This window comes from Massilia atriviolacea, from assembly GCF_003953935.1.
In the GTDB taxonomy this organism is placed as follows: Bacteria; Pseudomonadota; Gammaproteobacteria; order Burkholderiales; family Burkholderiaceae_D; genus Telluria_A; species Telluria_A atriviolacea.
On sequence record NZ_RXLQ01000003.1, the window covers coordinates 1 to 13,595 of the forward strand.

11 protein-coding genes are annotated in these 13,595 nt (G+C 60.2%); 5 read left to right on the plus strand and 6 right to left on the minus strand.

Annotation, left to right across the window (positions count from 1 at the left end):
- Nucleotides 1-679, plus strand: a 679-nt coding sequence (locus EJB06_RS05305) for a group II intron maturase-specific domain-containing protein (RefSeq protein WP_267876891.1), incomplete at its 5' end; no start/stop codon positions are given.
- A gap of 193 nt (nt 680-872) precedes the next feature.
- On the opposite strand, the gene EJB06_RS05310 is transcribed toward EJB06_RS05305, so the two are convergent.
- The gene (locus EJB06_RS05310; protein WP_126072981.1) at nt 873-1,400 is read right to left on the minus strand and encodes a hypothetical protein; all 528 of its coding nucleotides are present in this window, start codon (nt 1,398-1,400) and stop codon (nt 873-875) included.
- 294 nt (nt 1,401-1,694) lie between these two features.
- Here EJB06_RS05310 and EJB06_RS05315 point away from each other — a divergent pair, with 294 nt between their 5' ends.
- From EJB06_RS05315 to EJB06_RS05330, 4 genes are all read left to right on the plus strand, one after another.
- Nucleotides 1,695-2,153 (plus strand): hypothetical protein, encoded by a 459-nt coding sequence (locus EJB06_RS05315; RefSeq protein ID WP_126072982.1) that lies wholly within the window; start codon nt 1,695-1,697, stop codon nt 2,151-2,153.
- 65 nt (nt 2,154-2,218) lie between these two features.
- On the plus strand, nt 2,219-2,560 hold the full coding sequence (locus EJB06_RS05320; RefSeq protein ID WP_126072983.1) for an SUKH-3 domain-containing protein: 342 nt from the start codon (nt 2,219-2,221) through the stop codon (nt 2,558-2,560).
- Between the two features lie 176 nt (nt 2,561-2,736).
- Entirely contained in the window at nt 2,737-3,090 is a 354-nt protein-coding gene (gene cdiI / locus EJB06_RS05325; protein WP_126072984.1) for a ribonuclease toxin immunity protein CdiI, read from the plus strand.
- Nucleotides 3,091-3,305: 215 nt separating this feature from the next.
- On the plus strand, nt 3,306-3,986 hold the full coding sequence (locus tag EJB06_RS05330) for a haloacid dehalogenase type II (RefSeq protein ID WP_126072985.1): 681 nt from the start codon (nt 3,306-3,308) through the stop codon (nt 3,984-3,986).
- 216 nt (nt 3,987-4,202) lie between these two features.
- Here the strand turns inward: EJB06_RS05330 and EJB06_RS05335 are convergent, their stop codons facing one another.
- The 5 genes from EJB06_RS05335 to EJB06_RS05355 are packed head-to-tail and all read right to left on the minus strand — an operon-like array spanning nt 4,203 to nt 13,581.
- On the minus strand, nt 4,203-6,833 hold the full coding sequence (locus tag EJB06_RS05335; RefSeq protein WP_229426946.1) for a type VI secretion system Vgr family protein: 2,631 nt from the start codon (nt 6,831-6,833) through the stop codon (nt 4,203-4,205).
- Nucleotides 6,830-7,366, minus strand: coding sequence for a carbapenem self-resistance protein CarG family protein (locus EJB06_RS05340; protein ID WP_126072987.1), 537 nt, complete (start codon nt 7,364-7,366; stop codon nt 6,830-6,832). The genes EJB06_RS05335 and EJB06_RS05340 overlap by 4 nt, the downstream gene beginning before the upstream one ends.
- Nucleotides 7,363-8,376, minus strand: coding sequence for a hypothetical protein (locus tag EJB06_RS05345; protein ID WP_126072988.1), 1,014 nt, complete (start codon nt 8,374-8,376; stop codon nt 7,363-7,365). Before EJB06_RS05345 ends, EJB06_RS05340 begins: the two co-directional genes overlap by 4 nt.
- Nucleotides 8,369-10,549, minus strand: a complete 2,181-nt coding sequence (locus tag EJB06_RS05350; protein WP_126072989.1) for a hypothetical protein — start codon at nt 10,547-10,549, stop codon at nt 8,369-8,371. Before EJB06_RS05350 ends, EJB06_RS05345 begins: the two co-directional genes overlap by 8 nt.
- A gap of 32 nt (nt 10,550-10,581) precedes the next feature.
- Nucleotides 10,582-13,581 carry a type VI secretion system Vgr family protein gene (locus tag EJB06_RS05355; protein WP_126072990.1) on the minus strand — a complete coding sequence of 1,000 codons (3,000 nt, stop codon included), beginning with the start codon at nt 13,579-13,581 and terminating at the stop codon, nt 10,582-10,584.
- Between the last annotated feature and the right edge of the window lie 14 nt (nt 13,582-13,595).

Consider the following 13,595-nt stretch of genomic DNA (forward strand, 5'->3'; position numbering starts at 1 on the left):
CGAGGGCACGCCGCAAGGCGGTCCGCTGTCGCCGCTGCTGGCAAACGTCCTGCTCGATGAAGTGGACAAGGAACTGGAACGGCGCGGTCATTGCTTTGCGCGCTACGCCGACGACGCGAACGTGTACGTTCGCAGCAAACGCGCTGGCGAGCGGGTGATGGCGCTGTTACGCCGGTACTATGCCAAGTTGCATCTCGTGGTCAACGAAGGCAAGAGTGCGGTGGCCAGTGCATTCGGCCGCAAATTCCTCGGTTACAGCCTGTGGGTGGCAAGTGGGAAAGTGGTGAAACTGAAGGTCGCGGACAAGCCGCTGGCAACATTCAAACAGCGAATCCGTGAACTGACAAGGCGCTCCTGCGGCCGCAGCATGGCTCAGACCGTCGACAAACTGCGATCTTATATGCTTGGCTGGAAAGGGTATTTCAAGTTGGCTCAAACCCCAAAGATCTGGAAGAAACTCGACGAATGGCTTCGCCACCGGCTCAGAGCGATTCAGCTCAAGCACTGGAAGCGCGGAAAATCCATGTATCGGGAATTGCTCGGGCTTGGGGCGGCGCCTTCGGTCGCAAAGCAGGTCGCGGCAAATAGCCGTTGCTGGTGGCGCAATGCTGATCGACTGTTGAAAACGGTCCTCACGATTGCCTACTTCGACGCACTTGGCGTACCTCGCCTGTCCTGACCTCAACTACTCGAACCGCCCGGTGCGGACCCGCATGCCGGGTGGTATGGCAGGGGTGCAGCTGATATAGCTGCCCCCTATGCCGATCGCGTTTTTGTGGAAGAGGTTTATCACGGCCATGCCGTTGCGCGTCGGCGCACGGCAAGGCGTGACAGCGTCCAGATCCCGGGCGGTCCTCGCTGCGGGGGCAGGTTCAGGCGGAGTAGGTCGCCCGTCCCTGCGTCAGGCCGGCGAGCGGATTGGCGGTTTGTACCGGCAGGTCGAAGTGTTCGAACGGAATGTCGCTCATGAAGGTCCACCAGGCGGCCTGCACGGCGCGGGCGTCGCCGACCGGCTCTTCGGCTGGCACGCGCTCCACGTCGAACGTGCACTCGACGCTGCAGTCGCAATTGGCGGCGGCGGTCAGGCCGCGCCAGTCGGCCGGCTGCGCCATTTTGTTCAGATGCGCCGATACGCCGACCATTCTTGCACGCAGGCCCGTGCTGGCGGTCCAGTCGATGGAGCAGGTGTTCAGCCAGGCGTGGTAGACCTGGGTCGTTCCCAGCTCCTCGCGCAGGGACGCCATCTCTTGTTCGCTCAGGAAGCCGTCCTGCTTGAGTGCCCAGAAGGTGCCGGTTTCTTTCCAGTAGGCGACGGCTTTGAGCGCCTCGCTGCCGCTGCGCCGGCCCAGTGCGCGGGTGATTGCGGCTTGCAGTTCGGACTTGCTGGAATAGTCTGGCATTACTTCCTCCGTATCGACGTTATCTTGCTTGGTTGCTGCTGTCGTCAGGGTGATCGTGAATGCCGGGGATCGGATCGTGCCGAAGGGGGCTCACGGTTAAACGCATGCAGGTATATGATCTATATCAAGTTTCGTGCCAGGGCCAGAGGACACCGATTTACGTGTTTTAACGGGCAACGATGTAAATACTCGGGTGCGACCGTGTCAAAAAAAGGGTTTTACACGCATGCATTTACATGTCAGTGGCAATATGCGGGACGCCTGGAATCGGTTTTTTGGGAATGAAAGGAAACAATGACCGGCAATACTCGCGTGCCTACAGGCGCGCAACCAGTCGCCAATGGCACATTAGTGGACGAACGTAGGTGTCGCGCATGTTCCCAAATCGCCTCCGTTACGCTCGGCTATGGCGATGTTTACGGTACGTTGCGAAGTTGGGAATCGTTTTATTGCCGCCATTGCGGCATGAGGTGGGAGTCCGACGATATCGGATTCCTTCAGGCGGAGCCGCGTGCCCGCATGCTCGCAGCGTACGGAGAGTGGATGGTCCGGATAGGGCGTGCGCAGTCGGCTTTCAATGCCGTCAAGGTATTGCGCACCGCCCTCGATCTCGATCTGATTGCGGCGTACGCCCTGCTCAAGCATGAATCTGGAATCGTATTCACCGGAACGATACAGGAATGCGAGTGGCTCAAGCGATTGCTGGAAAAGGCAGGTGAAAGCCCGGCGATGAGCGCGAGCACTATGACCTGAAGCGGGCAGCAATCAACGGTAAGCAGAAGAAATTTGAAAAAACCAGCTACGTTTTTTTGAGAAAAATGGGATGGAGCGAACAGCGCGAGGTCGATCCGGCGCCTTTTCTTGCATCGCTTGCCGCGGATGGCTACGTGCGCTTCCCGCAGGCGAAGCGATTTTTCCAGCGCTTCGGCGGACTCGCTGGCGACATGCCCGCGTATCGGGTCGCGGGCGCGTTGGACCGCATCGATTTTGATCCGGCCCGCACGATCGCCTGTACGTGCCGCGAGACGGTCAGATCGTACGAGGCGCGCGTGCAGGAAACACTGGTCGTTATCGGGATGGCGTACAACGGCCACATGGTTCTTCTGTTATCCGAGTCCGGCCGCGTCTATGGCGGCTACGACACCTCATTCGGCGCCTGATTGCTCAGCATGAAGCGCTGGTGTCTAAGCTCAACTTGATCGAGGCATTCCGCGACAGAGTATTTGATTAGGCGGTGTTCGACCGCAGTAGGGAGTACGCCCCATGACTTCCCGCCGTTGGAGGGGCTACAAGCCGTTCCACTCGGTCTTTCCCTCTTTTTAACCAGGACGACAACATGGATTTTGCGATCACGCTTGAAAACAGGCTCTTTCCGGTTCAGGCCTTTTTCAATGCAATGCCGGCGAGGTCGTTCCTTGAAGCGCTGAAAAACGTTGCTAAAGGAATTGGCGCTGGATTTAACGATGCCGTATGTGAATTTCCTGATGAGCTTGATGAGGATGAAGAAAAATTCACTGGTGTGAAGTTTTACATTTTTAACGAAGAATTAATCGTGTCCAATGCAGACTTCGTGATGCATCTGAAGGATGTTTGTCGTCTCTATACGCAAACCAATCCAGACGACAGTGCACGGGTGAAGCAGGCGCTTGACGATGTGATCTCCAAACTCGACGTCAAGCAGCGCGCGTAATCCGGCGGATGGTCTGCGCGTCGGCGAGGCATGGTCGGTTCCTGACGGCACGCGCACCGGCGCGTTACGTGTAGTAATCTGTAGTAATAGCAATCCGTCCGAAAGCGCTTGCGATATCCCCGCGCAAGTCCCATGCAATACAACAGCGCACGCCCGACGCCCTGCCTTTCTCCTGCAAAATGGTACAGTGTCTGTAAAGACGGAGGAGAGCGCCCATGCAAAAAATCCACGCGATGATCTTCGATCTGTACGGCACCTTGTACGATGTCCACTCGGTGTCCCAGGCTTGCGAGCAAGCCTACCCCGGCCACGGCGACGCTATCGCCATCTTGTGGCGACAGAAGCAGCTCGATTACACCTGGCTGCGCAGCCTGATGGAGCGTTACGCCGATTTCGAGACGGTCACCGAAGACGCCTTGCGCTTCACCTGCATCAAGCTGGGCCTGCCGCTGCTGGCCGGCACCGTGCGCCAGCTCAGCGACCAGTACCTGCACCTCGATCCCCATCCCGAAACGCCGGCCACCCTGCGCCGCCTGCGCGACGCCGGCGTGCCGATGATCATCGCGTCGAACGGGTCGCGAAACACCATCAACCAGGTGGTGTCGAACTCGGGCCTGAAATGGGCCTTCGACCAGTTCGTCAGCGTCGACGATGTCGAGGTATTCAAGCCGCACCGCAAGATTTACCTGCTGGCCGAACAGCGCGTCGGCTATCCGCGCGAAAACATCCTCTACGTCTCGGCCAACGGCTGGGACGCGAGTGCGGCCAGTTTATTCGGCTTTCCGGTATGCTGGGTCAATCGCGATGGCGGCCCGCTCGAAGAGCTCGGCGCCACGCCCGCCATCATCGTGCCCGACCTGGCCGCGATGGCCGACTGGTTGCTCGAACTGCGCTGAGACGCGTCGCGACCGGATCCCTGAGCGACGGCGGCGAAAATTGCGTTCCCGTCTCCGTGACGGCGGTTGGAGGGCAGCCTGGGAGGGCACAAGCGCATGCTCATGCTCATGCTGCGCACGGGATTTGATTTCTAACGCGCTGCGATGGTTTGCCGGCAGCGGCGCCGCAGTAGTGGGACGCATCGTTCGGCGCGCGTGGCAGCTTCCCAATGCTGGTCACTGCTCGCTATCCCCCATTTCCTGCCGACTGACCAGGTAATCGGGAAGTGTCTCGAACGACGTGGATTGGCCGCCACCGGGTGCGAACGGTTCCAGGCCACCTTTGACCGAGAAAACGCCGGGGCAGGCAAACGTGATATTGCCACCGTCGAGGGTCACTGATGCCGCTCCTGCTTGCACAATGATCGTCTGCTGCGCCGTGATATCGATGCTGCCGTTGACGGATATCACCGTTATCGATTTGTCCGCCAGGATGTCCAGTTGATCGGTATGCGATTGCAGCGAGACCGGGCCATTGCCGGCAAAAATCTGGATACCGCCCGCCTGGGTAAACATGGTTGCAGCCTTGCCGGACACCGACGACACCGTGTCGCCTGCGCTCATGTGCATATCAGTTTGCGTCGTCCAGTGCAAATGCTCACCGGCGTAGAGCAAGGTGGATGCCGGCGTGGCCCAGTTAACGCTGGCCGCCGCCTCCATCAACACGACAGGTTTGCCGAAACGCTCCACCGCTTGTGCGCTGTCCAGAGGTCGCGCGCCGTTCTGGGCCTTAAGTGCTGTCTGGCCGTTTAGCGGACCGGCGAATCTTCCCTTGGCTCGCGGGTCGATCTGGTCGATGAAGTCGGCTTGCGCGCTGGCCGCGTCCTTGCTCACCAGGGCATTCTGTCCGCTCGCCGATTTCGTGATGGCGCGGCTGTTTGCCTCGGCCTGCCTGAGCATTTCCAACGACTCGCCCGCGTCGAGCTGAGTCGATGTAACTCCGCTTCCCTTGCTGGCGCGCGCGCTGGTTGACAACAGTACACCGTTGGCGCCGCGCACCATGGCCCAGGCATCGGTACGCAGTTCGAAACCGCTGCCGCGATACTTGCCGCGTTGGGCGGAGGAATACGGCTGCGCGATCAGGTAGCCGAGATTAAGCTCGGTCGCGGCGCTGCTGGTAGACAGGCGCGTGCGTACCTGGCCGGGAGTGTCATCCAGCTGCCATTGGTTGAAGGTGGCGGCGCCGTCGAAATTATGGCTATGAATACCGGAAAGCACCCCGGCATGATTGACGCCGGAATCGCTGCCGGCCGAAAACGGCGGCAGGTCGGCGCCTGTATACAGTTGCGCCACCACGATCGGCCGGTCCATGTCGCCTTCGATGAAGTCGACCAGCACTTCCGTGCCGATGCGCGGAGTGAATTGCGATCCCCAATTCGGCCCGGCCACAGCCTCGGCCACGCGTACCCAGGTGCCCGAGGCTTGGTTGCCCGGTGCATTGCCGACGGGATCGGTGTTGTGACCCATGCCGCCAGCCATTGCCGCCTGGCCACGCTGCCAGGCGAACTGAATTTTCACATGATGATCCCGTTCGGTTGTGGAGATGGCATCGTCGACGCCGACCACGATGGCTGATTGCGGTCCCAACGCCGTGCTGGCATGCGGCGCCGCAGTGGCGCGCGGGACGACCGCCACTGCGGCGCGCACGCAGCCGAAACTGTTGCGGTAAGTGCCTGCTGGTACGGCATCACGGTTGACCTTGACGATGCCAGTCAGATAGTTGTTGCGCGCCTTGTGCTCGACCCACAATACGGTAAACGCGTTGGCGCCATTGCTATAGCGCTCATGCTGCGTCAAATCAAAGGCGTGGCCGGCCGCCAGGCGCCGTACCGCGCCTTCCCCTTCGAATACTTTGTTGTCCAGTTCCAGTGCCTGGAGCATCAACCGGCTGTGCGGATCGGCCACACCGCTAGCGCTGGCGATCCGCTCGCCACTGCCATCATAAACAGGCATCGAAGGCAGCGCGCCCGTGTGCAGCGATGACAGGTTTTCGGCGGCAGGGGCCAGCACGCGCGCCGGATCCCAGCTGCTGATGCTGACCGCATTGGGTCGTATTTGGCGGCGTGCGCGAAAAGCGTCGATCGCGTCGTCGTTGTCGGTGGCGCGCACGCCATGAAAGCGCAACTCACTGCCGCCGGGAATGGCGGGTGACTTGGCATGGCTGTCGAAGATGACGATCCGGTGCCTGGCCTGGCCGTCCTTGCTGTTGTCGTCGACCTGGTCGTGCTCGAAGCGCCAGTTAAGGCCTTCGGAAGCGAGTATGCGTTTAAAAAAGTCGAAATCACTCTCGCGGTATTGCGTGCAGATGGCGCGCGGCGCCAGTTCCTGCGTGACGTCGAACTCGAAGCGTACCTGCGGATAATCGTCCAGTAGCTCGGTGACGATGTCCCGCACGTTCTTGTCCTGGAAAATATAGCTGTCGCGGCGCAGACGCAGCAGCGCCATGGCCGGGGCGAGGTGCAGCCGGTAGCGCGCCACGCCGCCGTCGGCGCCCAGCCAGGCCGCCTCGGTGCAGATGCCGTGCCAGGCGCGCCGGCTCGCGTCGGGCTGCAGCAAGGTGATGGTCAGTTCCTCCCCGATGAACATCGACAGTTCCAGGTCGGTCGAGACGCTGAGCGCATCGACATCGAAGGAAAACAGCTCGTTGACCGCTTCTCGTCCGCAGATCTGTTCGGCCATCAAGGATTGTGGCAGCCCGCTGTCCTGCGCACTGGCGAGTGTGATGAGCCTTGCATGTTGGCTGAGGCCGGTGCCGAACAGGCCAAGGGAGGCGGTGGGGTCCAGGGAATTCATCGAGGCATTTTTCATTTGTAGAGGCTGGTTTCTTGATCGAGCGCGTCGTTCACGTCACAGTAACTGCCTTTGGTATCGCCGGTTTTCAACGATTTGAAGTAGAGTCCCGGGGTGCCCGGTGCAAACTCGGTACTCTTTTCCAGCTCAAACACCGTGACCTTGGCACGCTTCTTGTCCGACCATGCGCCTTTGCGTTGCGCATGCACCACCCGCACAGTCGCGCCACGGCGGAAGATGCGCACCGTCGAGATGGCACAGTCCGCTCCACTCTGCAAGGTCAGGACCGGCTGGTAGTCATACCCGATTTCAAACGGCACGCTCTGGCCCGGACCGTTGCTGTTCGAAATGAAAAAACCGATGATCTCAATGTCATGCGCGTTATTCCTGTCGATCACGGTGTTCAACATATTAAGTCGGACTCCCATGGCATCGATCGGCGTCACATCCTTGCCGGGTTTGACGATGTGAAGCTGGGCCAGTGCCGGCAAAGCGAGGGATAGCGACAAGCCGCAGGCAATTGCTCTGGCCAACAGGTGTGTCGTTTTCATTGGTCGAGTCCCATCCCCGGTTTCGGATCCGGAATGACGACGTTGGCGCCTGGCTTGCAGTCGATCAGGCAGAATGGTGTCAGGCGGTTTTTCTTGAGTTGCGCTTCGGTCGGAGAACTGCCGTCCGCCATCATCGTCACCTCGGGCGGAACGTGGTAAAGAAACGGCAGCACCGGGTCATCGTGCCGCGCGAACGCGACTTTTTCCTGTCCGAACCAGGGAGCGCTCTGGCCATTCGGGCTGGTGTCGCCTGCCCCGGGCGACTTGGGCGGCGACTCGTTCAATGCCTTGATCCCTGGCCACTGCGGATGCGGGTTGACCGCGCTGAGACAATTGGCCTTGCTGGCCCCCGGGCACAAGGCCTTAAGTTCGGCGTTATAAAAGGTCAGGAACAGCCAGGGCGTACGCAGCCGTTTTTGCGGTTCCGCCGGGGCGAGGAATACCTTGTTCCCGACCAAAAATACGCGGTCTCCTGTCCGTTTCTTTGTTTTAGGGCTGATCGCAAAGCCTTGTTCATCGAAATGAACTAGAAAAAACACATTGTCGAACTGTTTCGGCTTGATCAGGTACGGCGAACGCGGTACCACCTCATACAGCATCAGGGTCTCTTCGCCACCCGAGCCGTCACTGGCGACAAACAGCCAGTAACGAAACGCCCATTTTTCAACCGGAAGCGCATCCTGGGGACCGTCGAAGGCGGCGCGCTTGACCCACCCTTGATCGACACCGATCGTGCAGCGTACCCAGCCGTCGAGAGGGTTTTTTGCGATACACGGCTTCCAGTCCCCGCGCAGCTGGAGTACCGGCACGTCGTTCAGCACGACCGACGGTTTGGCGTCATTCCGATCCTTGTAGATGGCCAGCGACCGGTCTTTCGGGAAGACCGGCGTCGTCAGATCATGGCCGAAATTCGTGTAGTCGAATCCGGTGTTGCTGCCGGCATGGCAAGCCGGACTCATCCCAAGCAGCTGGGCGATGAGCGCAATGCTGGCGAACAGGGGCTTAACCATGACCAAGCTCCGGATCGACGACCGTGATGTGCAAGTGGTTTTTATGAAGTTTTTCATTGCTGTCGCTTAAATCATTCTGGGTGGCATCCTTGTTGTCCCTGGTATTCACATCCATTTCCCAAGGATCGAAGGTTTGACGCACATGCGCATTGCCGCGCAGGCTTTTCGTAAAGGCTTTTAACACCGCTGCTTCGTTATTCGTGATGGCGTCCGACGCGCGCTCCAATTTGCCGGGCTCTTCCGCTTTCAGCACGTTCAGCCTGGCCGTTTGCTCAGGCGTTATCGTGCCGTTTTTCTTGAATTTTTCCAGCTGCTTTCGCTCGGCGATCGCTTGGTGATATGTATTTTCTTCCGCAGTTGGACCGCGGTTGAAGACTTTGGGGCTACCGTTAACAGTCACTTTCTTGACGTCCAAGCCGACGCCGATACGGTGTAAAATCGAGCCCAGCATCGGTCGCCACCCGGAGCTGATGACCATTTCTTCGGCATCGATCTCGAAAGCGGCTTCCACAAAAGCCTGGTAGGTACGCGGGTTCACGCGCGCAATGATTTCGCTCTTGCAAGCATCCAGATCCGGGACCGAGGGAATATTTGCCATGCAATTGCCGAAGGCCTCGGCTGGCCAAACTATTTTTAGCGTTTGTTGATTCGGCTTGGTCACGCTAAGGCGAATCGTACCGCCGCCGACGGTGGCGGTCCCGCTATAAATTTGTTTCACCGATCGTTGCACCTCTGCCTTTGCCGAGGCAGTCATTTGTTCCGCCTCGGCTTCGGCGTACTTGTGACTGAACTTCATCCAGCTTGTACCGTGAAGCTCGGCAGAGTAGGTCTTTTTTGTGCCCGCAACCACCGGCGCATGGGGAATCTCGAGCGCGGCGCTGTAGTCGAGGCCACGTTTTTCCGCCACCTTCACCACGATATCGGTGAAGCCGTCTTCAGCTAACACCTTGAACATCGGCGCGCTGCGATATTTTTCTTTTGCATCGCTGCCCAGGAAGAGTGCTACTTCGGTCCCGCGCGGCACTTTCCTGCGAACGATATTGTTACGCATCAATTCAACTTTATCCCCTTCAAGCAGGAGCGATGCTGTGCCGCCTTCGATTTTCACGACAATGTAGGGCAAGGTATTGAGGACTTTGCCCGAGCCCCCGCTGGTGTCAAATTTCCAGGTTACGAAGACACCGTTCTCCACGACTACCGGCTGGACGAATTTCTTTTCCTTGTCGACGGTGCCGGAAACCTTGACCGCGCCGGCTTGTTTGACAACGGCGAGCGGCGCCACGACCGTTGCCGCCTGTTTCGGTTCGCTTGCCGGCCCATCCTTCGGATCGTTGCTGGCCTCGGCCGTGGAGAATGCGAAGGCATACCACGGTTTGGCCGTGACTTGCGCAGCGACGACTTTCATGCCTCCTGGCGGCGGCTTGCCTTTTGCCGCTTTTAACGGACTGCCGGGATCGGGGCGCGGCAGGGTCAGGGTGACCGGCGACTTGATATTGGTCTTGATGACGGCCGTCTTGCCATCCTTGTTGGTGCTGCCTTTGGCCTTGTCCGGGGTGCCGTCCTTGCGGAAAAAGTCGATCAGGTAGTCCATATTGGAAATCGGTTTGCCGTCAACGCCCTTGACGACAAACTGCTGGGCATGCGGAACAGGCGTGATTTTTCCAACAATCCAGCCCTCGGCGCGTTCGATGGCTTTCATGAATTTGAGCAGTTCCGCTTCGTCCAGGTCCTTGAGCGCGCGGGCCGAATCGAGACCGGTCCATTTTTTTACTTGGGCGATGTACTGTTCGGGATTGTTCTTGTCGCTGGCTGGGGCATATTTCTGGAATACCTTATCCAGCTTCATATCCGAATAGTTTTTGACCAGCGTCATTTTAAGCGCCGCAAAGCCGGCGTCGTGATCCGGGAAAACGGCGAAGCGCCCCCCCTTGCCGATGGCTAGACCGCTCTTTTCCGCCGAAATAAGATTGCCAGGATTATTGTTGCGCCATGCCCGCGATCCGCCTGAATGCAGTTCTTCCGTGCCATCCGCCGCTTTGTAGATGACACTGTTGTTTTCGCCATCACGGGCGGACACATATTTTTTGCTAGTCATGTAGAACTTCATTGTGGAGGCGGGTTTCTCGGCCGACTGCGGCATTTTCACCGCAGGATCGGATTTTACGATTTTCATTGTTCAACAAAGCGCACGTCATGGCACCCGCGTTAGCAAGTGAGTGCGTCGTCGTCACCGTCATCCTCGCATTCCCATCGCAAATCGCGGTCGAACAGAATATAGGTGCTTTCCGGATTGGCGGTATCGACCTGGGCGGTCATGCCGGCGTTGTCGGTCTTGCCCCGGATTTCCTGGTCGTCCGACGTGAAAATCGTATAGTTCTGGTCCTTGAGCGGCTGGCCATCGTCGTCAAGCAGTTTGAAGGATTGAGCAAAGGCGTGTTCGGAATTGGGGAAGACAGGCAGATTCAGGGCAATCCCACCCGGCCCGGTCAAGTCCTTCAGTCCCGCTGTGAACGAGATGGTGCCGGGACCGTGCAGCAGGATGTCGCTGCCTTCGAATTTCATGAAGGCACCCGCCGCGCTCATCAGGGCATGCGAGGACGCTGCCACCGTTACCGTCGCTGCGGTGCTGGACACGGTGATGTCCTTGCTGGCAGTGATCCTGGTCTCATCGCTCTGGCTCTGGGTCGACACCTTGCCGCTGGCGGTGTGCAGCCGGATTCCGGTTTCCTGGTGCGGTTTGTCGTTATTTCTCACTTTGCCGTACGTGAACAGGCTAATGCCGTCTTGCACAGCATGCAGGTAATTGCCCTGCACGGCGATGTCGATATCCTGACCCGCCTCGAGGCTGCTGGTGCCCAGGCTGCTGAGGATGGCATTGGCCGGGGTGGTGGCGGCGATGCCAACCGGACTCGATAATTGCAAATGTGTTTCACTGTACGCGCTCACCTTGCCTTGGCCCCCGGCCGTTCCATACGCATCCGATGGCGCCAGGCTCGTGCTGTCGGTGCTGTCGAGCACCGCGATACTGTCGACCATGGCCATGATGGCAGGCAGCTCTTCAGGCGCGGGCTCCGGCTTGTCCTGGCTGTCGGTGAGCCTGGCGTTGTGTTTCTGTGCGGCCTCGGCCAGCGATTGCTGTACGTCCTGGGCGCGCACGAGTTGCGCACGCGCCGCTGTCGAATCGAGCTGGTCGCCATGTCCGCCGCGCTGTGCGTCGCTGGTCAGCAGCATGCCGCGGCCGGCCCGCAGCGAGACGCTGTGCTCGGTTTTCAGCTCGGCGCCGAAGCCGGCCGGGGCCAGGCGCTGGTTGTCGGTCTGGTGGCGCAGGTGCCCCAGGTTCAACTCGGCCGTGCCCTGATGCGCGCCGGCATGTCGCTGCAGCGCTACCCGCGCCTGGTCGGGTGTGTCGTCGAACACAAGCTGGCTGTAGGCGCCCGCGCCTGCCTGGCTCGATTGCATGGCTTGGCTCTTGATGCCTGACAGTACTGCGGCATGCGCATGCGCCGCAGCCTGGCCAGGGAACCAGGCCGATGCGTTGCCAGTCGCCGCACCGGCGCCATGGCTGACCTGGTTGTTCTGGGCGTCAAGCTGGCCTTGTCCGTTGTACAGGGCACCGATGATCACCGGCCGATCGATATTGCCTTCCAAGAAATCGACCAGCACTTCCTGGCCGACCCGGGGAAGGGCGTTGCTGCCCCAGTTAGTGCCGGCCACAGGCGCCAGCGGCGTGGCCACCCTGACCCAGGTACCGGCCTGGTCGTCAGCCGGGGCGCCGCTATGGCCGTCCGGCCTCGGATGGGGCATGCGGCTGTGGCTGTTGACTCCGCGCTGCCAGTGAAACTGCACCTTGACCCGGTGGTCGCGGTCGGTGTGGATGACGGCGCCAGGCGGCCCTACCACGATGGCGCTCTGCTGGCCGCGTACGCTCGGACGCGGATGCAGCAACTGGCCGTGGCCGTCGGTGCCGCTAGCACGAAACGGCAAGCTGGCGTAAATGGCATCGATGCGGTTGCGGTATAGCGGACGCTGGCCCATGGCGGTGCCCACCGCGTGCAAGCTGTGTTCCTGTTCCGCGTCGATGCTGTCGGCCAGTGTGGCCTGGCCGAGCTGGCGGTGTAGCTCGCCCTGCAGGTCGGCGCTCAGGTTGTTATGCATCAGGTGCACGGTGCGGACAATGGCGAACGTGCGTTCGCCCTCATTGTCGTGCACCGCCTGGCCGGCCAGGGTGAAGGTGGTGCCGGGCGCCAGCGTGCGTACGGTGCCGGCGCCAGTAAACTTTTCACGTTGCACATCCAGCGCTTGCAGGTGGTTGCGGGCGATACGCTGACCCTGGTCCCGGCTGGCATAGGCGTAGGCCCCTGGTACATCGCGGCTGACCAGGCGCCCATCGGCGGCCTGGACCCTGGCCGCCGCGACCGGGCGCGTATCGAGCGTGCGGTAATCCCAGCTGCTCAGTTCCACAGCGCTGGCCTGCAGCGTCAGTTCGCTGCGCCAGCGGTCCAGGCTGTCTTCCCTCATGACCGCACCGGGCTGGGTGAAGCGCACGATGGCCTGTGCATTGGCCTTGAAGGCGCCGTTATGGTCGGCGACGACCATGACGTGCCGGCCCAGCGTGGGGCTGGCGGCATCACCTTCGTGCTCGAAGAAGTAAAACAGACCCTCTTCATGCATCAGGCGCTCGGCAAAGGCGAGATCGCTTTCCTGGTATTGCGTGGTCAGGCTGCGCAAGGGGTAAACCGCGCGCTCGGCAATGTCGAAGCGCCACGCCGGGGCCAACGTCCCCATCCCTTGGAAGGAGGAGAATACAGCATCGAGGATGTCGCACACCGTCATGTCCTGAAACACCCGGCTGTCGCGCCCTTGGGCCAGGAAAACACTCCATGGCTGCAAGGTCAGGGTGTAACGTGCCAGGCCGCCATTGGCTCCGGTCAGTTCCACCGTCGTCAGATGGCCATGGAACGGACGCGGCTGGGCACCGTCGACGGTCAGCAGTTCCAGCAGGGCCGGCTGGCCCAGCAAGGAACGCAGTTCGATGCCCGCGTCTGTCGACAGCGCGCTGATCGTGAAGCCAAAGCCGGCGCTGATGGTTTCCTCGCCGCGCACACATTCGGCCAGCAGCGTGTTTGCGCCCAGCGGAGTGGTCAGGCGCAGCAGGCGCGTGGTTTGGGTGAAGCTCGATAGCAGAGCCGCAGCTTGTTTCAACATAGGACTAATTCCAT